We start from the raw sequence: 22,896 nt of genomic DNA, 5'->3' as shown, positions 1-22,896 counted from the left end.
CTTCTACTTTCTTTCCTATGACGGCAACTACACGACCGTGACCGGGGAAACCGGCTACCTTGGCCTGCAGACCAATCTGGACGAAAAGCTCTCCGATGGCGAGGATATCGTCGTGAATACGGCGCTGCCCGGCAAAGCCCCGATGCTTGCGTTCATCTGCCCCGAAACGCAGGGCAGCTACCGGGGCTTTGCCTACGATGCCGTTGCCATCACCTATTATAATGATGCTGTGCTGAGATTGCTGGACAGCTCTGCTTTTCAGGGCAATGCCAGCAACTATGTGATCTACCCGGATGGGCGGGTGGTGATTGACAATTCCGTAAACCGCAAGGAAATTATTTACAACTTCATTGCGATGCTGCGCGACCATTCCGACCTTTCCGAGGAACAGATTCTTGCCCTTTCGGATGATTTTGCGCAGGGCCGCAGCGGAAACCTGCGGGTCAAACTGGGCGACACCAGTTATTATCTGGTCTACGAGGATACCGCGGTCCAGAACTGGACGATGGTGGGGCTTGTGCCGGTCAGCATCGTCAATGCCAGTCTGGATAAGCTGTGGTTCCACACGGTGCAGATCGTGGCGGGCATCGCCTTTGGCCTTGCTGTGCTGATCATCCTGCTGATCCTGCGCAGAAGCCATACGACCCTGCGCCGGAAGGACACTGAGATCCTGTACCGGGACGAGCTGTTCCAAAAGCTTTCGCTGAACGTGGACGACGTTTTCCTGATGCTGGACGCAAAGACCTCCAAGGTGGATTATGTCAGCCCCAACGTCGAACGGCTGCTGGGCATCCCGTGGAAAGAAGTGCGGCAGGATGCCCGTGCTCTGGCAGCGCTGCACCCGAAGGATGACCCGGATCGCGACAAGAACTTTCTGGAAGGACTGCTCAGCGGGCAGCAACGCGAATGGGATTTCGAGTTTGAGCATCGGGAGACCAAAGAGCGGCGCTGGTTCCATAACATCGCCATGGGCAGCGAGGTAGAGGGCAGGACCAAGTATATCCTTGTCTTGTCCGACCGCACCGCCGACAGGCAGGTGAATCAGGCACTTTCGGATGCCGTTGCAGCGGCCGAGACTGCCAACCGCGCCAAAAGCACCTTCCTTTCCAATATGTCCCACGACATCCGCACCCCCATGAACGCCATCATCGGCTTTACCACGCTGGCACTCAGCAACATTGACGATAAAGACCGGGTGAAGGATTATCTTGCCAAGACCCTCGCTTCCAGCAATCATCTACTTTCCCTCATCAACGATGTGCTGGATATGAGCCGCATCGAAAGCGGAAAGATCCATCTGGAAGAAGTGGAAGTCAACCTTTCGGATGTGCTGCACGACCTGAAAACCATCGTCAGCGGGCAGATCTACGCAAAGCAGCTGGAGCTTTATATGGATGCCATGGATGTGACCGATGAGGACGTCTACTGCGATAAGACCCGGCTGAATCAGGTACTGCTGAACCTGCTGTCCAACGCCATCAAGTTCACCCCGGCGGGCGGCACGGTCTCGGTGCGGGTGCGGCAGCTTGCCGGAGCGGTGCGCGGCTGCGGGCAGTACGAGTTCCGCGTCAAGGACAACGGCATCGGCATGAGCCAAGAGTTCGCCAAAAAGATTTTTGAGCCGTTTGAGCGGGAGCGCACCTCCACGGTAAGCCGGATCCAGGGCACCGGCCTTGGCATGGCTATTACCAAAAACATCGTGGATATGATGGGCGGCACCATCGAGGTGCAGACGGCGCAGGGCAAGGGCAGCGAGTTTATCATTCGTGTGCCCATGCGTGCGCAGGCAGAGCACCGTCCGGTGGAAAAGATCACCGAACTGGAAGGCCTGAAGGCACTGGTGGTGGATGACGATTTCAACACCTGCGACAGCGTGACAAAGATGCTGGTCAAGGTGGGCATGCGTGCCGAGTGGACCCTTTCCGGCAAGGAAGCGGTGCTGCGTGCACGGCAGTCCATCGAGATGAGCGATGCTTACCATGCCTATATCATCGACTGGCGCTTGCCGGATATGAACGGCATCGAAGTCACCCGCCAGATCCGCAGCCTGAACAATGATACGCCCATCATCATCCTGACTGCCTACGACTGGTCCGACATTGAGGTGGAGGCAAAGGCTGCCGGTGTGACCGCCTTCTGCTCCAAGCCCATGTTCATGTCCGACCTGCGCGAGACCCTGATGAACGCCATCGGCCAGACACAGACGGATGCGGCGCAGGAGCTTCTGCCGAAAAAGAGCACCAACTTCAAGGGCAGGCACATCCTGCTGGTAGAGGACAACGAGCTGAACCGTGAGATCGCGCAGGAGATCCTGCGGGAGTACGGCTTCCGGGTCGATACGGCGGAAAACGGTGCCGTGGCGGTGGAAAAGGTAAGCACTGCCTCACCGGGCAGCTATGATCTGGTGCTGATGGATGTGCAGATGCCGGTGATGGACGGCTATACCGCCACCCGGCAGATCCGCGCACTGGCCGACCCTGCACTGGCAAAGATCCCGATCCTTGCCATGACTGCCAACGCATTCGATGAAGACCGCCGCAATGCCTTGGAAAGCGGCATGACCGGCTTTTTGTCCAAACCCATCGTGATCGGCGACCTTGTGCAGGAGCTGCGCAAGATCCTGTGACCAACTCATCATTGACAAACCTACATTGTGAACTCAAGGAGCCTGTCCCCAAGAAAGCATAAAAATGCGTATAACGCCCTATGAAATGGTGTCACGGGGCGTTTTATTTTGTCTTGTTTTGTGGGCGATGTTGCGGTTTTGCGAAAACTTGCGAGACTAAATAAAAAAATCCCACGAAATTACGATTCTAAACGTAAATTCGTAGGATTTTTGGAGCTACTGACCTGATTCGAACAGGCGACCTGCTCATTACGAGTGAGCTGCTCTACCAGCTGAGCCACAGTAGCAGATAAAATTTTCTTGCATGTTCTGCAACGAGAGATATTCTATCATACTTCCTGTGCGCTGTCAAGATTTGATTTTGCGGCAGAACAGGTGCAAATAGTCTGTGACGCAAAAATATAACTGCCCTCCGAGAAAAACTCGAAGAGCAGCCTTGCACACAAGAAAAATCAGTTGAACAGCTTACGGCCGATCCAGATGCAGATGCAGGCACCCACAACGGAAACGAGGATCTCACCCACGATGCCGGTAGCGCTCAGACCGATCAGGCCGAACACGATGCTGCCTACAAAACCGCCCAGAATGCCCAGCACGATATTGCGCACGGTGGAAGTTTCGCTGCCCATAATGCGGCCGGCGATGTAACCAGCCAGAGCGCCGATCAGCAGACTGAAAATAAAACCAAACATAATATTCTACCTCCTGAATTTTAAAGCTCTGCGCTCTGCCCGGCGTTTTCCCGGGCAAAGCGGCAAATATCCTTCAAACAACATTTTTCGCATTCTGGTTTGCGCGCATTGCACACTGCCCGACCATGCATCACAAAGCGGTGGCACAGGTCGCTGCCTTCTTCCGGAGGAACGATCTTCCACAGGGCCATTTCCACCTTCTGCGGTTCCTTGATGCCGTCCACAAGGCCGATCTTGTTGCACAGCCGGATGCAGTGGGTGTCTGTTACGATAGCAGGCTTGCCAAACACATCGCCCATGATAAGGTTTGCGCTCTTGCGGCCTACGCCGGGCAGGGCGAGCAGCTCTTCAAAGGTGGTGGGCACCTGACAACCGTATTTATCGCGCAGCACCCGCATACAGGCGGAGATATCCCGCGCTTTGGAGTGTCCCAACCCGCAGGGCTTGACGATGGCTTCAATGTCTTCGGGTTCTGCAGCAGCCAGCGCAGCAACATTGGGATATTTAGCAAACAGGTCTTCCACCACAATGTTCACGCGGGCATCGGTGCACTGGGCTGCCAGACGCACGCTGACCAGAAGCTGCCAGGCGTGGTCATAATCCAATGTACAGCCGGCATCTGGGTATTCTTTTTTTAACCGGTCGATCACTTCCAGCGCCAGCGCCTTTTTTGCAGTAAGGTCTTCTGGTGCTTTTTTGCGAACAGGCATTTCATCCACTCCTATCGACAAAAGCTGATACGATAATACCATGTTTTGCGTTTTTTGTAAACTGCGAGCAAAAATTATCTGAGAATGATTTTCAGATAAAACCTTGCTCTTACTGCCAAAATGCGATATACTATAGAAAAATGCTGGGGGAATCGCGCCTCGGTACGGGAGGAGGAAAACACGATGAACGAACCACTGGCACAGCGTCTGCGGCCCAAAACACTGGCAGATGTCTGCGGTCAGCAGCATCTGTTGGCACCGGGCAGGGTGTTCCGCCGTACCATCGAGAGCGGACGCATCCCGAACATGATCTTCTACGGCCCGTCCGGTACCGGAAAAACGACGGTGGCACGCATCATTGCAGAAAACAGCGGTATGACGCTGCATAAGCTCAATGGCACTTCCTGCGGCACCGGGGACATCAAGGCGGTGCTCAAGGATATCGGCACGCTGGCAGGTGCGGGAGGCATCCTGCTGTATCTGGACGAGATCCAGTACCTGAACAAAAAACAGCAGCAGAGCCTGCTGGAATGCATTGAGGACGGCTCGGTGACGCTCATTGCATCCACCACCGAAAATCCATACTTCTACATTTATAATGCGCTGCTGTCCCGCTGCACGGTGTTTGAGTTCAAATCACTTTCGGCAGCGGATGTGGAGCGTGGGGTGCACAATGCACTGAAAAAGCTTTCGGAAGGGGAGAGCACAAAGGTCTGCATGGATGAGGATGCCTGTGCCTACCTTGCCGAGAGCGCAGGCGGCGACCTGCGCAAGGCGCTGGGCTGTCTTGATTTTGCGGTGACGGCAGCTCCCATTGAGGATGGGGAAAAGCACATTACGCTGGAAATGATCCAGCAGGTCACCCGCCGCACTGCCATGCGGTATGACCGGGAGGGCGATGACCACTACGACATCGTGTCAGCCTACCAGAAGTCCATGCGCGGCTCCGACCCGGATGCGGCGCTGCATTATCTGGCCCGTCTGCTGGAAGCAGGAGATCTGCCCTCGGCCTGCCGTCGCCTAATGGTATGTGCCTGCGAGGATGTGGGCCTTGCCTATCCACAGATCATCCCCATTGTGAAGGCGGCAATTGATGCCGCCAACATGGTGGGCCTGCCGGAAGCACGGCTCCCGCTGGCAGATGCCGTCATTCTGGTGGCCACCAGTCCTAAGTCCAACAGTGCCCATGATGCCATCAACGCGGCCATTGCGGATGTGCAGGCGGGCCGTACCGGGCCGATCCCGCGCCAACTGCAGAACAAGCACTACGACGGTGAGGATGCGCTGGTAAAGGGACAGAATTACAAATACGCCCATGATTACGCCCACCACTGGGTGGAGCAGCAGTACCTGCCAGATGCCATCAAGGACGTAAAATATTATACCTTTGGCGATAACAAAAATGAGCAGGCGGCCCGTGCCTACTGGGCAAAGATCAAGGGCGAAGAGAACGTCTGAACAAGACCTTTTGTATGAGGAGAAAGCAAAGGAGAAGTTATGCGATATTCCAAACAGCGTGAGCTGGTCATGCAGACGGTGCAGAACCTGTGCGACCACCCCACCGCCGAGGAAATTTATGATGCTGCGGTCAAGGAATGCCCGGGCCTGAGCCTTGGCACCGTATACCGTAACCTGAATAGTCTGGTGGATGCGGGCCGGGTGCGCCGGGTGTCCATTCCAGGCAAGGCTGACCGCTTTGACCACACGCTGCCCTGGCACAGCCATCTGTACTGCACTGTGTGCGGCAGCGTGACCGATGCCGAGGTGGACGAAAAGCAGGTAATGAAGCTGGTGAAAAACCAGAAGGGCCATGTGCAGGACTGCGCTGTTGTGCTGATCGGCGTATGCGAGGCCTGCTGCGAGAAGCAGGCGCAGGAAAACGCCCACTGAACCATAAAATTTGCACGGAACCTCTTGCCCGGAGCGTATAAACAGGGTATACTATAGAGAAGGCTCTTTTCAGAAAGTGCAAGTAGATTTTCGCCGCACAGGGCGCTTCGGCCCGGCGGAGAAGGATGGTTTGATTGGAATACATTAGTTTTGAACATAATAACATTGCCGCTGAGCTGGTAAAGCAGTTCTATGATACGCCGCCGCTGGCCTTTGTGCACAGCTATGGCTGTCAGCAGAACGTGAACGACGGCGAGCGGATCAAGGGCGTGCTGATGGACATCGGCTATGGCCTGTGCGATAAGCCCGAGGATGCAGACCTGATCCTCTTCAACACCTGCGCCGTGCGTGAGCATGCCGAGCAGCGTGTGTTCGGCAACGTAGGTGCCCTGAAGGGACTTAAGGAAAAAAAGCATGATCTCATCATCGGCCTGTGCGGATGCATGGCCAACCAGAAGCACGTGGTAGAAAAGCTGCGCCAGAGCTATCCTTACGTTGACCTTGTGTTTGGCGTGGACGGCATCGACACCCTGCCGCAGCTCATTGCCCAGAAGCTGCAGAAGCATAAGCGTGTGCTGATGGAGCCCGCCCAGCGCCCGGTCATCGTGGAGAATATCCCCATCCGGCGTGAGAGCGAGTTCCGCGCATGGCTGCCCATCATGTACGGCTGCGACAACTTCTGCACCTACTGCATCGTGCCTTATGTGCGCGGCCGCGAGAAGAGCCGCAAGCCCGGCGATATCCTTGCCGAGTTCCGCGGTCTTGTGGAGGCAGGCTATAAGGAGATCACATTGCTGGGACAGAACGTCAACAGCTACGGCAAGGGTCTGGAAGAAAAGGTGGACTTTTCTGATCTGCTCAACCTGCTGTGCACGGTGCCCGGCGATTATCACATCCGCTTTATGACCAGCCACCCCAAGGATGCCAGCCACAAGCTGATCGACACCATTGCCGCCCAGCCGAAGCTGTGCAAGCACCTGCACCTGCCGGTGCAGTGCGGCTCCGATGAACTGCTGAAGAAGATGAACCGCCACTACACGGTGGAGCAGTACATGGAGCTGATCGAATACGCTCGCAAAACGGTGCCCGGCATCACCTTTTCCAGTGACATCATCGTTGGCTTCCCCGGCGAGACCGAAGCAGACTTTGTAAAGACGCTGGAACTGGTGCAGAAGGTGGGCTATATGCAGCTGTTCACCTTTATCTACTCCAAGCGCACCGGCACCAAGGCCGCCGATATGCCGGACCCCACCCCCCGCAAGGAAAAGACCGACCGCATGACCCGCCTGCTCAAGCTGCAGGACGAGATCGCCATGGCGCTGGTCAAGGCGCAGGTTGGCCAGACTGTGAAGGTACTGGTAGAGGGCTTTGGCCGCAATGAGGGCACCCTCTCCGGCCGTCTGGACAACAACCTGACGGTGGAGTTCACGGCAGATGCTTCCCTGATGGGCAGCTATGCCAACGTACATCTCACGGGCGCACGGGCGACTGTGCTGCTGGGTGAGCTTGCCTGAGTGATTCCGGGGCAGTGCCCCTGAACGTATAAATAAGAAGGAGACCATTCAAATGGATTGCATTGATCTTTTCAAGCGCGCAGCCGTTGCGCTGCAGACCGATAGCCGCTACCTCGTTCTGGATCAGACCCGCAAGGCAAACGATAAGGACGAAGAGCTGCAGAACCTGATCGGCGAGTTCAACCTCGCCCGCATGGATCTGAACAATGAGATCGGCAAGAGCGAGCGCAACGATGCCCGCATCGCCGAACTGAACGAAAAGGTGAACAGCCTGTACGGCCAGATCATGGGCAACGAGGGCATGGTGGCTTACAACGAGGCCAAGCGTGACTGCGAGAACCTCGTGAACTATATCGATGCCATCATCAACACTGCCATGAATGGCGGCGACCCCATGACGGTACAGGAGCCTTCTGCTTCCTGCACCGGCAGCTGCTCCACCTGCGGCGGCTGCCACTAAAACCGGCAAAAACAAAACGCGGCTGTGCAAAACAGACCGCGTTTTGTTTGCAAAAGCGGTTACAAGCCGCAAACTTGTGCACAGAACCATAGAACGGGAGAGAGGGTAAACCATGGCAGAGCTGTCGCCCATGATGCAGCAATATCTTGAGATCAAAAAACAACATAAGGACGAAATTCTGTTTTACCGCATCGGCGATTTTTATGAGATGTTCTTTGACGATGCCCTGACGGCATCCAAGGAACTGGACCTGACCCTGACCGGCAAGCAGTGCGGCATGGAAGAGCGAGCGCCCATGTGCGGCGTGCCCTTCCACAGCTACGAGGGATATGTGGCGCGGCTGATCGCCAAGGGCTACAAAGTAGCCATCTGTGAGCAGGTGGAAGACCCGGCCAAGGCCAAGGGCCTTGTCAAGCGGGACATCATCCGCGTGGTCACACCCGGCACGGTCATTGAGAGCAGTATGCTGCAGGATGACCGCAATAACTACATTGCCAGTATCTTCCTCAAAGGAAAGAAAGCAGGTTTGTGCTTTGCGGATGTCTCTACCGGTACGGCCCATATCACAGAGCTGAATGCAGACAAGATCGCCCCGGCGGTCATTACGGAGCTGTGCCGCTACCATCCCAGCGAAGTACTGATGAATCCGGGTCTGCTGGACTGCCGCGAGGTGACGGCGTACATCAAAAAGAATATGACTTGTTCGGTGGAGCTGATCGAAGAGGAGCGCTATGCACCGGGCCTTGTGGCGGCATCGCTGGAAAACCAGTTTGGCCGCGACTGGGCGCAGACCACCGGCATTGCAGCGGACGGCCTTGTGCGCTTTGCCATGGCGGCACTGCTGGAATATCTGCACGATACCCAGATCAAGGGCGTGGAACGTCTGAAAACGGTCATAACCTATAATAAGGCCCAGTTCATGCGTCTTTCGCCCGTGACCCGCGCCAATCTGGAGCTGACCGAGACGCTGCGCGGCCGCGAAAAGCGGGGCACGCTGCTCTGGGTGCTGGATAAGACCAGTACATCCATGGGCAAGCGTATGCTGCGCAGCTGGATCGAGCAGCCGCTTATTTCCAGTGCACTCATCAACCACCGCCTGAACGCTGTGGAGAGCCTTGTCAAGCAGACCATGGCCCGCGGCGACCTGACCGAAGAGCTGGGTTACATTGCGGATATGGAACGCCTGATGACCCGCACGGTTTACGGCTCTGCCACACCCAAGGAGATCTATACGCTGGCCCAGACCTGCGACCGGCTGCCCGGCCTGCGCAGGCTGGCTGAGGCCTGCGGCTGCCCGGAGCTTGCTGAACTGGCAGTACAGATCGATCCGTTGGAGGACATCAAGGCCCGTATTTATGCGGCGGTGGACCCGGAAGCGCCCTCTACCCTCAAGGATGGCGGTGTCATTGCCAAAGGCTACCATGCCGAGGTGGACGAGCTGCGTTCCATCCGCGACAATACCAAGGGCGTTCTGGCGCAGCTGGAAGCCCGCCTGCGGCAGGAGACCGGCATCCCCAAGCTGAAGATCGGCTATAACCATGTGTTTGGCTACTTCATCGAGGTAAGCAACTCCTATAAGAGCATGGTGCCGGAGACTTACATCCGCAAGCAGACCCTGACTTCCGGCGAACGCTACATCACGCAGGAACTGAAAGAGCTGGAGAGCAAGATCTTAGGTGCCCACGAACGGCTCATCACGCTGGAGCACCGCCTGTTCAGCGAACTGCTGGAAAGCATCAGCGCTCAGCTGGACCGCATCCAGCGCACGGCCAATGCGGTGGCCCAGCTGGATGTGCTCACGGCGCTGGCGCAGGTGGCAGCGGAAAACAACTACTGCCGTCCCATCGTGGACGACAGTGACGAGCTGACCATCACCGAGGGCCGTCACCCTGTGGTGGAGCAGATGCTGAAAGGCAGCCTGTTTGTACCCAATGATACCACCCTGAACTGTGGTGCAGACCGCTGCCTGATCATCACCGGCCCCAACATGGCAGGTAAATCCACGTACATGCGCCAGAATGCACTGATCGCGCTGATGGCGCAGATCGGCTCCTTTGTACCGGCTTCCAGCTGCCATGTGGGTGTGGTGGATGCCATTTTCACTCGCATCGGTGCGTCGGACGACCTGTCTGCCGGTCAGTCCACCTTTATGGTGGAGATGACCGAGGTAGCGGAGATCCTGAAAAATGCCACCGCCAAAAGCCTTGTGGTGCTGGACGAGATCGGCCGCGGCACTTCCACCTTTGACGGTATGAGCATTGCCCGCGCCGTAGTGGAGCACATTGCAGACCCCGCCAAGGGCCTTGGCTGCAAGACTCTGTTTGCCACCCACTACCACGAGCTGACCGAGCTGGAAGGCGGCGTGGACGGCGTAAAAAACTACAATATTGCAGTAAAAAAACGCGGCGAGGACATCACCTTCCTGCGCCGCATCGTGCGCGGCCCGGCGGATGACAGCTACGGCATCGAGGTGGCAAAGCTGGCAGGCCTGCCCGGCAGTGTGACCCGCCGCGCCCATGAGGTGCTGCGCGCGCTGGAAGCAACTGCACCTAAAAATAAAGTAGAGCAGATGGATTTTGATGCCCTGCAGGAGTATAACTCTCCGGCTGTGCCCAGCGAGATGATGGACAAGCTGGAAGCTCTGGATGTGGAAACACTCACCCCCATTGAGGCTTTGAACTTCCTCTACGAGCTGAAAAAGACCCTGAAGGGCAGCCTGAACAGATGAAACTGCTCTACCTGACCCAGACCATACAAGGAGGGAAAACACCATGGCAGTGATCCATGTTCTGGATAAGCACACAGCCGAGCTGATCGCAGCCGGTGAGGTGGTCGAGCGTCCGGCATCCGTTGTTAAGGAGCTGCTGGAAAACTCCATTGATGCCGGTGCCACGCAGGTGACCGTCAGCATTGAATCCGGCGGCGTCAAGCTGATCGAGATCAGCGATAACGGCACCGGCATCGAGGCAGAATATATCTCCACGGCGTTTATCCGCCACGCCACCAGCAAAATTGAAACACCGGACGATCTGACCAACATCCATACGCTTGGCTTCCGCGGTGAAGCACTGGCATCCATTGCCAGCGTGGCCCGTGTAGAGCTGACCACCCGAACAGAGGTGGACGAGTTTGCCACGGTCTACCGCATTGAGGGCGGGGAAGAGGTCTCCCGTGAGCCGGGTGCCAGAGCTGTGGGCACCACCATCCGGGTAAAGGATCTGTTTTACAACACGCCTGCCCGCATGAAGTTCCTCAAAAAGGACTCCTCCGAGGGCACCTTTGTGTCGGATACAGTTACCCATGTAGCGCTCAGCCACCCGGAAGTCAGCGTCAAGTTCATCCGTGAGGGCAAGCTGCAGTATGTCACGCCCGGCGACGGCCAGCTGCGCGGTGCAGCCTATGCGGTGCTGGGCCGGGAGTTCAGCCGGGACCTCATTGAGCTGAAAAATCAGGAGGGCGTGTACCGCATCACCGGTCTGATTACCCCGCCCAAAAGCTGCCGCGCCAGCCGAAGCATGCAGCATTTTTACATCAATGGCCGCTATGTGCGCAACCGCACCATGATGGCCGGTATGGAGATGGCGTTCAAGGGTACCATGATGCAGGGCAAGTTCCCGGGCGGCATTCTGCTGCTGGAAATGCCGGCCGACCTTGTGGATGTCAATGTGCATCCGGCCAAGATCGAAGCCCGCTTTGCCCGCGAAAATGATGTTTTTGATGTGGTGTATCATGCCGTCAAGCTGGCATTGGCTCAGCCCGGCACTGGTGAACGGCTTTTTACCTTTGAAGCGGACAAAGAAGAAGAAAAAGCTGAAAATTCAAAAAAAGACGCTGATATAATCAAAAATGATGTAAAGAACAATAACTTTACAGGCCTTTCTGCGATCATTCGGGGACAGGCAGACCCGGGCGTTCTGCCACAGCAGCATTGGGAACCGGCAAAACCCGCCGCAGCACCGCAGCAGCCTGCCCCGGCTGCTGCAATGCAAATACCGACAGCACCCAGTGTGCCGCGCTGGAAAGGCAGTGCTCAGAACGAGGATATGCTGGATCCATTCGTGACCCTTCACAGCCCGAAGCTGGAAACGACAAAGGCACCAGAGCCGTTCCGTGCGGCGGCAAGTGAAACGCAGCTGGATGTGGAACCGGAATTTGGTGAGACAAAACTGCATTCGTCTCAGGACCATATGGCAGCGTGGAACCCTGCGCAGGAAGCACCAAAGGAAGAACCTGAGAGTGCACCCTGTGCAGAAACAGAACCGGATGCGCCGGAAGCGGCAGAACAGGAAACTGTACTGGCCGAGCCGGAACAGATGAACTTTGATCCGACGGCGGATCAGCCGGAACCGCTGCGCTATGTGGGCGAGGTGTTCAGAACATATATCCTTGCAGAACGCGGCGACGAGCTGTGCCTGATCGATAAACACGCTGCCCACGAGCGCCAGCTGTACGAAAAACTAGCCGCGAACTATGGCAATGTGCCCAGCCAGATGCTGCTGGAGCCTGCTGCCATCGACCTTGCTGCGGAGGAAAAGCAGGCCCTGCTGGATAACATTCCTCTGCTGGAAAATGCGGGCCTTGAGATCGCGGACTTTGGCGGCAATACCGTGGTGCTGCGCGCGGTGCCCGCAGATGTGGAGCCGCAGAATGCCGAAAGCCTGCTGGTGGAGATCGCAAATAAGCTGCTCAAGGGCGGCCATGATGCGCTGAACGAGCACACCGAGTGGGTGCTGCATTCTATCTCCTGCCGTGCGGCCATCAAGGCGGGGGACAAGTCCTCGCCGCAGGAACTGCTGGCGCTGGCCGAAAAGATCCTTTCCGGCGAGGTGCCGCCGTTCTGCCCGCATGGCCGCCCCTGCGTACTCAAATTGACCCGGAAGGAGCTGGAAAAGCAGTTTGGACGCATCGTATAAACATCCCGTGGTGGCCGTCGTCGGCCCTACCGCAACCGGAAAGACAGCGCTGGGCGTAGAACTTGCAAAACATTTTTCCGGCGAGGTCATCAGCTGTGATTCCATGCAGATCTATAAAGGTCTGGACATAGGCACGGCAAAGGTGACACCGGAGGAGACCTGCGGTATCCCGCATCACGGCGTGGACATCCTTACACCGGACAAGGCTTTCAGCGTGGCAGACTTTACCGCCATGGCCGGAAAGCTGGAAGAAGAGATCTCTGCCCGGAAGAAGCTGCCCATCCTTGTGGGCGGCACAGGGCTGTATGTTCAGAGCTTTCTGTATGGGGTGCGCTTTACAGAGGAAAAAGCACCTGCCGGTCTGCGGGAGCAACTGGCGGCGGAACTGGCTGCAAAAGGCGGTGCTGCCATGTACGAAGAACTGAAGCAGGCCGACCCGGAAGCTGCTGCGGCTATCCACCCGAACAATCAGGTGCGGGTGCTGCGCGCACTCGAACATTATCGTGCCACCGGCAAAAAGCTGAGCGAACAGAAGGCGGAGTCTCTCCCACCGGAGCGGCCCTACCGCAGCCTGATCCTCGGTCTGGATTTCCCAGAGCGCGCGGTACTTTACCGCCGCATTGACCTGCGTGTGGACAAAATGCTGGAAGCGGGCCTTATAAAGGAAGCGGAGCATGTCTGGCAGAACCGGGAAAGCTTCCGCACGGCAGCGCAGGCCATCGGATACAAGGAGTTCTTTCCGTATTTTGAGCAGACAGCTCCACTGGAAGCCTGCACGGAAAAGCTCAAGCAGGCATCCCGCAACTATGCCAAGCGCCAGTTGACCTGGTTCCGCCATATGGACGATGTGGTCTGGCTGGATGCCGGTGCACCGGATGCAGTGCAGACTGCCATCCGCAAAACTAGCGAATTTTTAGCGAAAGGATGATCGATATGCCGGATGAGACCCAGAAGGAACGCCATGCGCCGCATGTGCTTACCACTCTGGCAGGCGTGCTGATCGCGTTTCTGCTGCTGGCAGCAATTTATGTGGTGTATCAGGCCGCACATATCCTGTTCCCGCAGAATGTTTATGAGACTGCGCTGCCTGCGGTCATTTCGGATACGGTGGAAGCCGACGGAGTTCTGCTGTTCGACGAAAGCTATGTGGCAGGCAGCGGAAACCTTGGATATCTTGCTGCCGACGGCGAGCGCGTTTCAGCGGGCACCGCAGTGGCAGAGGTGTACAGCAACGCTTCGCAGGCTTCGCTGCGCCTGCAGCTGAACCAGCTGAATGATCAGATCAACCTGCTGCAGAAATCGCAGAACACTTCTGCGCTGCAGCTGGATACCCTTTTAAAAGAACGTTCTTCTGCGCTGTATGACCTGCTGGATACGCTGGACGACAGCGATTATGAAGCGGTGGATGATGATGCCAATGCCTACCTGTTGGCCCAGAACAAGCTCTGGGTGGTAACGGGCGAAGCTGCAAACTTTACCGATCAGATCACTGCGCTGGTCCAGCAGTCCCAGAGCGTGCAGGCGCAGCTGGGCAGCCCGGCGCAGATCACTGCACCGCAGACCGGCTATTTTGTGCGCTCTTCCAGCAGCGGACGGCTCAATGCCAGTGCCGATGATATCCTTGCACTGAACGCACAGGAGCTGCAGGGCTATCTGCAGTCCGACCCAGTGCTGGCACTGGACGGCTGCGCCGGTAAGATCGTGGCAGGGTTCACATGGCGCTATGTGGGCGTGTGCACTGCAAAGCAGGGCGAAAAGCTGCTGGGTCAGAACGGCAAGCCGCTGAGCACAGCGGTGGAGATCAGCTTCCCGGGTCAGGTGGAAAACAGCCTCAAGGCCACCGTCACCGAGGTGGAGATCGATCAGGACAGCGGCCTTGCCCGCTTTGTGCTTGCCTGCAACTCCATCAACGGCGATGTGCTTTGCCTGAACCGGGCTGCAGCACGCATCTCGGTAGGAGAGCGCAGCGGCCTGCGGGTGCCTGCTGCGGCTGTGCACTATTTAAAAGAGGATGGCACCGAGGCACAAACGCAGGGCGAAAACTACATTCCAGGTGTGTACGTGAAACTTGGCAACATTGCCCGCTTCTGCCCGATCGACCCGGTGGACGCAGACCATCCCCTCATCACGGACGGCGATTACATCCTTGTTCTGCCCGAAGGGACCGAGGGCTCGGTCAGCAAGGTGAGGCTTTATGACGAAATAATCGTTTCCGGACAAAATTTGTATGATGGAAAGCTTTTGTAGTTATTGACATCTGAGGCAAAAAATCCGATAATAGATAAAGCTATTATTTGCATCTATTTGCAAAGAACGCCAGGCAGCGCCATGCTGCCCGAATGAAAGGAGCAGATTGTATGTCTTTGCTTGACAGCATTAAGAAAGGTCTGTTTGACCAGGAAGACGATTACGAGGATCAGTACATTGACGATGGCCCCCAGATGGTAAACAATAACAATGGCATCGGCCTTGGTGCTGACGACGAAAATGAAGAGCCTGTTGAGGGTGCCAAGAAGAACGGCAAGGTGGTCAACATCAATGCCACCACTCAGCTCAAGGTCGTTCTGGTCAAGCCTGAGCGTTTTGAGGATGCCAGTACCATTGCTGACCACCTGAACAACAAGCGCACCGTGGTGCTCAATCTGGAGTCCACCAACAAGGAAGTGTCCCGCCGTCTGGTGGATTTCCTGTCCGGTGTTGCATATGCAAACAATGGCCAGATCAAGCGCGTGGCCAACAGCACCTTCATCATCACTCCGTACAACGTGGATATCATGGGTGATCTGCTGGACGAGCTGGAGAACAATGGCGCGTTCTATTGATCCGCAGCCCAAGGCGGCGCGCGGGTTCATCCCTGCGCGTACCGATGAAGAACGCTATCTCATGCGCCATATCGAGGACTTGGCCCACACGGCCTTTTCCCGGGACATTGCGCGGTATTCGGCTTTCCTGAGTGACCGCGAGCAAGACTTGGCCCGCGCGGCACTGGGCCGTGCCGGTGTGCAGGAGGGCTTCCGGTTTGAGGGCGGCTGGCTGAATGCGGAGCGCAGGGTGCTCTGTATCGAGCCGGAGTACAGCTGCGGCGAAGCACCCATCTGCTGTGTGCGGCTGCAATGCTGTGCACAGGCGGGGGCTGCGCTGCCCGCCCACAAGGATTACCTGGGCAGTCTGATGGGCCTTGAGCTGCGGCGCGAGGCGCTGGGAGATATCGTTCTGCCGGAGGATCAGCCGGGCACAGCTTATGTGTTTGCGCTGGAACCGGCAGCACAGCTGATCTGCCGGGAACTGTTTCAGGCTGGGCACACGGAGCTGACCACGGAACTGCTGACGCTGGACGAGGTGCCGCAGTTTCCGCAGGCGGAGCGTGAGATGCACAGTGCAACGGTATCGTCCCTGCGGCTGGACGCTGTGCTGGCAGCTATGCTGCACTGCAGCCGAGGACAGGCTTCGGAACTGATCGAGGCGGGCAGGGTGGAGATCAACCACCTGCCGGCGGATAAACCTCATGCGCAGGTATATGAGGGCGATGTGTTCACGGTGCGCGGCAAGGGCCGCTTCAACCTGACTGCACTGCCCGGCAAAAGCAGAAAAGATCGGTCAATCATCGAATTTTTTCAATATTAAAAGCAACGGGAGGAAATGACTATGCTGACTCCGCAGGATGTCCGTTCTGTGCAATTTGAGAAAAACCTCCGCGGCTACCGCACAGAGGACGTAGACCGTTTTCTGGATAAGGTGGAAGAACAGCTGCGGGAAGACGATGCGCAGGCGGAACAGCTTCGCAAGCAGATTGCGGACCTGACTGCTGAAAACCAGAAGCTGCACGATGAACTGAAGAGCTTTGAGGCAGATGGTGAAATGCTCAAGAGCGCGCTGATCAATGCACAGCGCATGGGCGAAAATGTCATCCGCGAAGCAAACCAGAAAGCAGAAGAGATCATCCATCGTGCAAATCTGCGCGGTGATGATATCATCCGCGATGCCAACGAACTGCTGCAGAAGGCAAACGACCGTGCAGACGAGATCGAGAACGAAGCAAACGAGAAGCGCCTTGCAGAGGAGCGCGAGTATGACCGCGTGCGTCTGGAAGTGACCCGCTTCAAGTCTGATGTGCTCAACCTGTACCGCAGCCATGTGGAGTCGCTGAGCCGTCTGCCGGAGTTCCAGAAGGAAACGGCTGCACAGGATGCCGAACAGGCAGAGCCTGCTGCAGAGGAAAGTGAGCCTGCCGCTGCAGCCCAGCCGCAGGCAGCGGACGTGCAGGAGCCGGAAGCAGAGCCTGCACAGCCCGCACAGGAAGATGCAGAACCTGCTGCCGTTGTTGAAAATGACGACGACAAGGCAGCTGACAGCAGCGAGGATTTCTGGGCAAAGGATGAGAGCCAGCTCAAGCTGGACCCGCCGCCCGCGCCTCCTGCTGATTTTAAGCCGGACGAGCCGGACTACGATGCTTTTCAGGGTATCAAGTTCAGCGAGTAAGGCAACCCCATAAGGAAATGTAGAGGAGAGTGTAAACCATTGGCTAAGAACAAATCGCAGTACGATAGTACTCTGAACCTGCCCAAGACCCTGTTTGAAATGCGTGCCGGCCTGCCCAAGAAGGAGCCGGTCATGCTGAAGGATTGGGACGACAACGACCTGTACAATCAGCTCATGAAGCACAACGAGGGCAAGCCGCAGTTCATCCTGCACGACGGCCCTCCGTACGCAAACGGTAATATCCACATGGGTACTGCCCTGAACAAGATCATCAAGGATATCATTATCCGCGATAAGAACATGGAGGGTTTCCAGGCTCCCTATGTGCCCGGCTTTGATACCCACGGCCTGCCAATCGAGCTGAAGGCTCTGTCCTCCGTCGGTGATAAGAAGAAGGACATTTCCAAGCTGGAACTGCGCCAGATCTGCGAAAAGTTTGCTACCGAGCACATCGACATCATGAGCGACCAGTTCAAGCGTCTGGGCGTTATCGGCGATTTCGAACATCCGTATCTGACCCTGAAGCCTGAGTTCGAGGCACGCCAGATCGAGATCTTTGGCGAGATGGCAAAGAAGGGCTACATCTACAAGGGCCTGAAGCCCGTGTACTGGTGCCCGGACTGTCGCACGGCTCTGGCAGAGGCCGAGATCGAGTACGGCGAGGACGACTGCGATTCCATCTTCGTGCGTTTCCACGTCTCTCAGGACCCCAACGGTGTGCTGGCAAAGCACGGCATCCCGATGGACAAGACCTACTTCGTCATCTGGACCACCACCACTTGGACTCTGCCCGCCAACGAGGCGATCTGCCTGAACGGCCAGTTCGAGTACTCCTTCGTCAAGATCGGCGATGAATTCCACATCATGGCCACCGAACTGGTCAAGAGCGTCATGGATGCCTGCCACATCGAGAACTACGAGATCGTGGGTGAGCCGGTCCCCGGTACCGAGTTCGAGCTGATGCGCTACAACCACGTCTACCTGCCCAAGGAAGGCTGGGTCATTCTGGGCGATCACGTCACGTTGGAAAGCGGTTCCGGCTGCGTCCATACCGCAGGCGGCCACGGCGTGGACGACTTCAACGTCTGCCAGAAGTATCCGCAGGTGCCCATCACCGTCCCCGTGGACGATGGCGGCTATCTGACCGAGCTGGCCGGTAAGTATGCAGGTCAGCGCGTGTGGGCTGCCAACAAGACCATTCTGGCCGATTTGACCGAGTCCGGTGCTGTCATGGGTCAGGTGCACATCAAGCATCAGTACCCGCACTGCTGGCGTTGCCATCACCCCATCATCTTCCGTGCAACGGAACAGTGGTTCTGCTCCATCGCAAAGTTCCGCGAGGATGTCTACAAGGCCATCGACACCGTTACCTGGATGCCGGATTGGGGCCATGACCGCATGAAGGGCATGGTGCGCGACCGCAACGACTGGTGCATCAGCCGCCAGCGCACCTGGGGCGTGCCCATTCCCGCATTCTACTGCAAGAAGTGCGGCACCTACCACATCACCGATGCCACCATCAAGGCTGTCAGCGACCTGTTCCGCAAGGAAGGTTCCGATGCATGGTATAAGTACGAAGCCGAGCAGATCATCCCCGCAGGCGAAGTGTGCGAAAAGTGCGGTGCTTCCGAGTGGACCAAGGACACCGACATCATGGATGTCTGGTTCGACTCCGGCTCCACCCACGCCGCTGTGCTGGAGGAGCGTCCGGAACTGCGCTTCCCGGCTGATATGTATATGGAAGGCGGCGACCAGTTCCGCGGCTGGTTCCAGTCCAGTCTGCTGACCAGCGTTGCAAGCAAGGGCTGCGCACCCTATAAGTCTGTTCTGTGCCACGGCTGGGTCGTGGATGAGCAGGGCAAGCAGATGCACAAGAGCGCCGGCAACGGCGTGGAGCCCAGCGAGATCATCAAGGACTACGGCGCTGATATCATCCGTCTGTGGGTGGCTTCTTCCGACTACACCGTGGATGTGCGTGCCGGCAAGAACATCTTCAAGCAGCTGAGCGAGGCTTACCGCAAGATCCGCAACACCGCCCGCTTCATTCTGGGCAATCTGGACGGCTTTGATCCCAACACCGACTGTGTGGCTGACGATCAGCTGCAGGAGATCGACCGCTGGGCACTGGCTGCTCTGGATGACCTGATGGTCAACACCAGCGCAGGCTACGCTGTGTACGACTTCAACAAGGTCTATCATGCAGTGTACAACTTCTGCGTTGTTGCAATGTCCAACTTCTATCTGGATGTGACCAAGGATCGCCTGTACTGCACCAACGGCGCAGGCCGCAAGGCTGCTCAGACCACCATGTACAAGATCCTTGTAGCTCTGGACAAGATCATTGCTCCTATCCTGTGCTTCACCAGTCAGGAGATCTGGGACTTCATGCCCAAGACTGAGGGCATGAACAAGTACGTTGTCTTTGAGGAGATGCCCAAGGCCGGCCAGTATGCCGCCGATGAAGCCTTCAAGGCAAAGTGGGCACAGCTGATCGCCGTCCGTGATGAGGTGAAGAAGGTCCTGGAGCAGGCCCGTGCCGAAAAGGTCATCGGTGCTTCTCTGGAGGCTGCCGTCACCCTGTACTGCAATGATACTGTGTACAGCCTGCTCAACAGCATCCCCATGGACGAGCTGGCCGACCTGATGATCGTCTCTCAGGTAGAGCTGGTCAAGGGCGAAGGCGGCGCTGCAAGTGCTGTTGAAGGCCTGGGCGTTGCTGCTGCACATGCCACCGGCGAAAAGTGCGAACGCTGCTGGAAGTATTCTTCTTCCATCGGCAGCCATGCCGCACATCCCACCCTGTGCGCACGCTGCGCCAGCGTTGTGGAAGCCTAAGCGTTCCGCATAAAACAATGTTTTAAAGGGCGGCGCTCCCTTATACCGGGGAGCGCCGTTTTTTATACTGAATGATTTTGGGAGTATCCTATGGCATTTGTTGTTTTTAATCTGCTCGCGGCTGCGGCACTCATTGGCATCGATCAGGCCATCAAGCTGTGGGCCACCAATGTGCTGCAGCCCATTGGTGCAATGCCGCTGATCCCCCATGTGGTGGAGCTGCGGTTCGTGCTCAACCCGGGCATGGCGTTCAGCCTGCTCAGCGGCAAGCAGCTGTTCCTCATCATCGCTACCAGCATAGCGCTGATCTTTGTGGCCTACGGGCTGTTCTTCCGCAGCCGCGGCAGATACCTGCAGCAGGCTGCGCTACTGCTGATCCTTGCCGGCGGCATCGGCAACCTGATCGACCGTGTGCTCAACGGCGAGGTGGTGGACTACATCAATCTGCTGTTCATGCAGTTTGCGGTGTTCAATTTTGCGGATATCTGCGTGTGTGTGGGCGTGGGCCTCTGGGTGCTGGTAATTTTTCTGGAAGAGCTGCACGCTGAGAACGGGCAGTCCCCGAAGGAGCAGTGAGCCATGGAACAGCGTGAATTTGTGGTGGAGCAGGAGACGGCAGGCCAGCGCATCGACCGCTTTCTGAGCGGCGAGGACACCGGCCTTTCCCGGTCTGCTCTGCAGGCGCTGGTGGCCGACGGTCATGTGTTGTGCAACGGCAGGCTGGTTGCCAAAAGCCTGAAGCTCAAGGCGGGCGACACCATCGTTCTGGAAATTCCGGACGCAAAGCCCATTGAGGCCGTGCCGCAGGACATCCCGCTGGAAATCGTCTATGAGGACGAGCATCTGCTGGTGGTCAACAAGCCCAAAGGCATGGTGGTGCACCCAGCTCCCGGCAACCCGGACGGCACGCTGGTGAACGCGCTGCTGTGGCACTGCAAGGGAAGCCTGTCCGGTATCGGCGGCGAGATCCGCCCCGGCATCGTGCACCGCATCGATAAGGACACCAGCGGCCTGCTGGTGGTGGCAAAGGACGATGCAACGCACATCGGCCTTTCCCAACAGATGGCGGTGCACAGTGTGGAGCGCGCGTATCGCACCATCGTGTACGGCGGCTTTGCACAAGATGAGGGCTTTGTGGAAAGCAATCTGGGCCGCAGCAAGACCGACCGCAAAAAGATGGCGGTCTACCCGGCCAGTGAGCCGCACACCAAATATGCCTATACCGGCTATCAGGTGCTGGAACGGCTGAACAACTTTACCATGCTGGAATGCCGCCTGAAGACCGGCCGCACCCATCAGATCCGCGTGCACATGGCATCCATCCAGCACCCGGTGGCGGGCGACCCGGTGTACGGCCCGCACAACTGCATCACCAGTCTGCACGGCCAGTGCCTGCACGCCAAAACGCTTGGCTTTGTGCACCCGATCACCGGCGAACATCTGCGGTTCGATTCGGAATTGCCGGAATACTTCACTCATTTTCTTGCAACGCTCAGGAGGGGAACGGTATGAACCATCTTTCTTCAACGCTTGTACTGTGTGATCTGGACCATCTGCTTTTGGGTGCCGACGGCAACCTGACGCAGGTGGTGCGGGATGTGCTGCAGCTGTTCGTCCGCCGCGGCGGACGTTTTACGGTGTTTTCCCAGCGCACGCCGCGGGCAGTGCGGTCCATTCTGGGCAGTGTACGGCTCAGCGCTCCTGCGCTGGTGTGCGGCGGTGCCATGGCCTACCATTTTTCCGATGGCACCCGCCAGCCGCTGTGCACCTTTGCCGGGCAGGATGCCGACCTGTTCGCCCGCCTGCCGGTGGCAGAGGGCGTGGGCATTGCCCTGCAGATGACCGACGGTACTACCCGCGTGCTGCGCATGAGCGAGGCATTGGAACGTCATCTGCGGCAGGAATGGACCCCTTATCTGCTGGCAAACGCGGCAGACATCAAGGGGGAAGAAGTGCTGCGGGTGCTGCTGTATCAGGACAGCAAGGCAGTGCCCATGATCTCGCTGCTGGAAAAATCTCTGGGCGACCGCACAGCGGTGCTGCTGGGCGAGCGTGCCGCAGCGGATACGCTGATCCTGACCCCCAGAACCGTCTCCGGCCGTGAAATGCTGGATGCCGTGTGTATGCCGGTGGGCATCGACCCGGAAGATGTGCTAGTACTTGCCGGAGGGCTGCCTATGCTGGACATGGTGCGCGCTTCCAGCCAGAGCACCGCAGCTGCGGATGCCCCGGCTGAGCTGCGTCTTGCTGCCCAAAAGGTCACTTTGACCGATGCTGCGGCAGGTTCTGCAGTGGAAGTGCTGTACCGTATGGTGCGGGATGCTGAAAATTTGGCGTAAAATTTGTGCAAGGCTTCTGCAAATTCTTTCGCAGAAGCCTTTCTTTTTGGAGGAAAGTCAGGTACAATGAGAGAAACGCATCTTCTGGTCCTGCAAAAGAAGGAAAAACTCTTTCTTGCGCTGTCGCTGGCGGCGGTGGTTTTGTGCACAGTGCTGGCCTTTGGCTTTGCCGTGCCGCTGCAGGCTACCGAACCGCAGGTCCTGCCGGATACGACCGGGCTGGAACAGTATGTGCTGGTGGATCTGAACACTGCCGATCTCTCTGCGCTGTGCACACTGCCGGGCGTAGGGGAAAAGCGCGCACAGACGATTCTGGATTACCGGACGCAGAATGGCCCGTTTGAACGGGTAGAAGATGCAGCCAATGTTCCGGGCCTGACACAGACCATTGTGGATTCCTGGGCAGGAATGGCAACCGTGAGCTGAGCCGCAGCCGGC

19 protein-coding genes and 1 tRNA gene are annotated in these 22,896 nt (G+C 57.3%); 17 read left to right on the top strand and 3 right to left on the bottom strand.

Annotation, left to right across the window (positions count from 1 at the left end; genetic code table 11):
- The first annotated feature begins 37 nt into the window (after nt 1–37).
- On the top strand, nt 38–2,626 hold the full coding sequence (locus PXT33_RS08635) for a response regulator (protein ID WP_405002380.1): 2,589 nt from the start codon (nt 38–40) through the stop codon (nt 2,624–2,626).
- A 211-nt stretch (nt 2,627–2,837) separates the two neighbouring features.
- Here the strand turns inward: PXT33_RS08635 and PXT33_RS08630 are convergent.
- From PXT33_RS08630 to nth, 3 genes are all read right to left on the bottom strand, one after another.
- A tRNA-Thr gene (locus PXT33_RS08630) sits at nt 2,838–2,913 on the bottom strand.
- A 165-nt stretch (nt 2,914–3,078) separates the two neighbouring features.
- Nucleotides 3,079–3,318 (bottom strand): GlsB/YeaQ/YmgE family stress response membrane protein, encoded by a 240-nt coding sequence (locus tag PXT33_RS08625; protein WP_005941717.1) that lies wholly within the window; start codon nt 3,316–3,318, stop codon nt 3,079–3,081.
- A 20-nt stretch (nt 3,319–3,338) separates the two neighbouring features.
- Nucleotides 3,339–4,028: an endonuclease III gene (gene nth, locus PXT33_RS08620; protein WP_332376347.1), complete on the bottom strand. Its 690-nt coding sequence runs from the start codon at nt 4,026–4,028 to the stop codon at nt 3,339–3,341.
- A 183-nt stretch (nt 4,029–4,211) separates the two neighbouring features.
- Between nth and PXT33_RS08615 the strand changes: the two genes are divergently transcribed.
- From PXT33_RS08615 to PXT33_RS08540, 16 genes are all read left to right on the top strand, one after another.
- The gene (locus PXT33_RS08615; RefSeq protein WP_044953659.1) at nt 4,212–5,486 is read left to right on the top strand and encodes a replication-associated recombination protein A; all 1,275 of its coding nucleotides are present in this window, start codon (nt 4,212–4,214) and stop codon (nt 5,484–5,486) included.
- Between the two features lie 39 nt (nt 5,487–5,525).
- Complete coding sequence (locus tag PXT33_RS08610; RefSeq protein WP_097777727.1) at nt 5,526–5,918, top strand: transcriptional repressor; 393 nt, start codon at nt 5,526–5,528, stop codon at nt 5,916–5,918.
- 134 nt (nt 5,919–6,052) lie between these two features.
- Nucleotides 6,053–7,432 (top strand): tRNA (N6-isopentenyl adenosine(37)-C2)-methylthiotransferase MiaB, encoded by a 1,380-nt coding sequence (miaB, locus tag PXT33_RS08605; protein ID WP_332376346.1) that lies wholly within the window; start codon nt 6,053–6,055, stop codon nt 7,430–7,432.
- Between the two features lie 52 nt (nt 7,433–7,484).
- A complete protein-coding gene (locus PXT33_RS08600) occupies nt 7,485–7,892 on the top strand; it encodes a YlbF family regulator (protein WP_097775655.1) in 408 nt (135 codons plus the stop codon).
- Between the two features lie 112 nt (nt 7,893–8,004).
- Nucleotides 8,005–10,620 carry a DNA mismatch repair protein MutS gene (mutS, locus tag PXT33_RS08595; RefSeq protein WP_154255719.1) on the top strand — a complete coding sequence of 872 codons (2,616 nt, stop codon included), beginning with the start codon at nt 8,005–8,007 and terminating at the stop codon, nt 10,618–10,620.
- 43 nt (nt 10,621–10,663) lie between these two features.
- Nucleotides 10,664–12,805, top strand: coding sequence for a DNA mismatch repair endonuclease MutL (mutL, locus tag PXT33_RS08590; RefSeq protein WP_294647377.1), 2,142 nt, complete (start codon nt 10,664–10,666; stop codon nt 12,803–12,805).
- Between the two features lie 7 nt (nt 12,806–12,812).
- Nucleotides 12,813–13,733, top strand: a complete 921-nt coding sequence (gene miaA, locus PXT33_RS08585; protein ID WP_405002405.1) for a tRNA (adenosine(37)-N6)-dimethylallyltransferase MiaA — start codon at nt 12,813–12,815, stop codon at nt 13,731–13,733.
- Nucleotides 13,734–13,738: 5 nt separating this feature from the next.
- Nucleotides 13,739–15,052, top strand: coding sequence for an HlyD family efflux transporter periplasmic adaptor subunit (locus tag PXT33_RS08580; RefSeq protein ID WP_332376343.1), 1,314 nt, complete (start codon nt 13,739–13,741; stop codon nt 15,050–15,052).
- A gap of 110 nt (nt 15,053–15,162) precedes the next feature.
- Nucleotides 15,163–15,627 (top strand): cell division protein SepF, encoded by a 465-nt coding sequence (locus tag PXT33_RS08575; RefSeq protein ID WP_044953672.1) that lies wholly within the window; start codon nt 15,163–15,165, stop codon nt 15,625–15,627.
- Nucleotides 15,611–16,429 carry a S4 domain-containing protein gene (locus PXT33_RS08570; protein ID WP_120079346.1) on the top strand — a complete coding sequence of 273 codons (819 nt, stop codon included), beginning with the start codon at nt 15,611–15,613 and terminating at the stop codon, nt 16,427–16,429. Before PXT33_RS08575 ends, PXT33_RS08570 begins: the two co-directional genes overlap by 17 nt.
- Before the next feature lie 21 nt (nt 16,430–16,450).
- Nucleotides 16,451–17,284, top strand: a complete 834-nt coding sequence (locus tag PXT33_RS08565) for a DivIVA domain-containing protein (RefSeq protein ID WP_332376341.1) — start codon at nt 16,451–16,453, stop codon at nt 17,282–17,284.
- A gap of 39 nt (nt 17,285–17,323) precedes the next feature.
- Entirely contained in the window at nt 17,324–20,119 is a 2,796-nt protein-coding gene (gene ileS / locus PXT33_RS08560; RefSeq protein WP_207698042.1) for an isoleucine--tRNA ligase, read from the top strand.
- Nucleotides 20,120–20,209: 90 nt separating this feature from the next.
- Nucleotides 20,210–20,695: a signal peptidase II gene (gene lspA / locus PXT33_RS08555; protein WP_005941866.1), complete on the top strand. Its 486-nt coding sequence runs from the start codon at nt 20,210–20,212 to the stop codon at nt 20,693–20,695.
- Between the two features lie 3 nt (nt 20,696–20,698).
- A complete protein-coding gene (locus PXT33_RS08550; RefSeq protein WP_005941869.1) occupies nt 20,699–21,631 on the top strand; it encodes an RluA family pseudouridine synthase in 933 nt (310 codons plus the stop codon).
- Entirely contained in the window at nt 21,628–22,458 is an 831-nt protein-coding gene (locus tag PXT33_RS08545) for an HAD hydrolase family protein (RefSeq protein ID WP_154259900.1), read from the top strand. The genes PXT33_RS08550 and PXT33_RS08545 overlap by 4 nt, the downstream gene beginning before the upstream one ends.
- Nucleotides 22,459–22,524: 66 nt before the next feature.
- A complete protein-coding gene (locus PXT33_RS08540; protein WP_223387556.1) occupies nt 22,525–22,884 on the top strand; it encodes a ComEA family DNA-binding protein in 360 nt (119 codons plus the stop codon).
- Nucleotides 22,885–22,896: the final 12 nt, after the last annotated feature.

This window comes from Faecalibacterium taiwanense (genome assembly GCF_036632915.2).
Classification (GTDB): domain Bacteria; phylum Bacillota; class Clostridia; order Oscillospirales; family Ruminococcaceae; genus Faecalibacterium; species Faecalibacterium taiwanense.
This window is presented reverse-complemented; position numbering and strand designations above follow the sequence as displayed.

Coding starts and splice junctions, on each gene's coding strand:
- mutL (WP_294647377.1), top strand. CDS start 10,664: ATGGCAGTGATCCATGTTCTGGATAAGCACACAGCCGAGCTGATCGCA.
- nth (WP_332376347.1), bottom strand. CDS start 4,028: ATGCCTGTTCGCAAAAAAGCACCAGAAGACCTTACTGCAAAAAAGGCG.
- PXT33_RS08625 (WP_005941717.1), bottom strand. CDS start 3,318: ATGTTTGGTTTTATTTTCAGTCTGCTGATCGGCGCTCTGGCTGGTTAC.
- PXT33_RS08615 (WP_044953659.1), top strand. CDS start 4,212: ATGAACGAACCACTGGCACAGCGTCTGCGGCCCAAAACACTGGCAGAT.
- PXT33_RS08565 (WP_332376341.1), top strand. CDS start 16,451: ATGCTGACTCCGCAGGATGTCCGTTCTGTGCAATTTGAGAAAAACCTC.
- PXT33_RS08580 (WP_332376343.1), top strand. CDS start 13,739: ATGCCGGATGAGACCCAGAAGGAACGCCATGCGCCGCATGTGCTTACC.
- PXT33_RS08600 (WP_097775655.1), top strand. CDS start 7,485: ATGGATTGCATTGATCTTTTCAAGCGCGCAGCCGTTGCGCTGCAGACC.
- PXT33_RS08545 (WP_154259900.1), top strand. CDS start 21,628: ATGAACCATCTTTCTTCAACGCTTGTACTGTGTGATCTGGACCATCTG.
- PXT33_RS08570 (WP_120079346.1), top strand. CDS start 15,611: ATGGCGCGTTCTATTGATCCGCAGCCCAAGGCGGCGCGCGGGTTCATC.
- PXT33_RS08575 (WP_044953672.1), top strand. CDS start 15,163: ATGTCTTTGCTTGACAGCATTAAGAAAGGTCTGTTTGACCAGGAAGAC.
- mutS (WP_154255719.1), top strand. CDS start 8,005: ATGGCAGAGCTGTCGCCCATGATGCAGCAATATCTTGAGATCAAAAAA.
- PXT33_RS08550 (WP_005941869.1), top strand. CDS start 20,699: ATGGAACAGCGTGAATTTGTGGTGGAGCAGGAGACGGCAGGCCAGCGC.
- lspA (WP_005941866.1), top strand. CDS start 20,210: ATGGCATTTGTTGTTTTTAATCTGCTCGCGGCTGCGGCACTCATTGGC.
- PXT33_RS08610 (WP_097777727.1), top strand. CDS start 5,526: ATGCGATATTCCAAACAGCGTGAGCTGGTCATGCAGACGGTGCAGAAC.
- PXT33_RS08540 (WP_223387556.1), top strand. CDS start 22,525: ATGAGAGAAACGCATCTTCTGGTCCTGCAAAAGAAGGAAAAACTCTTT.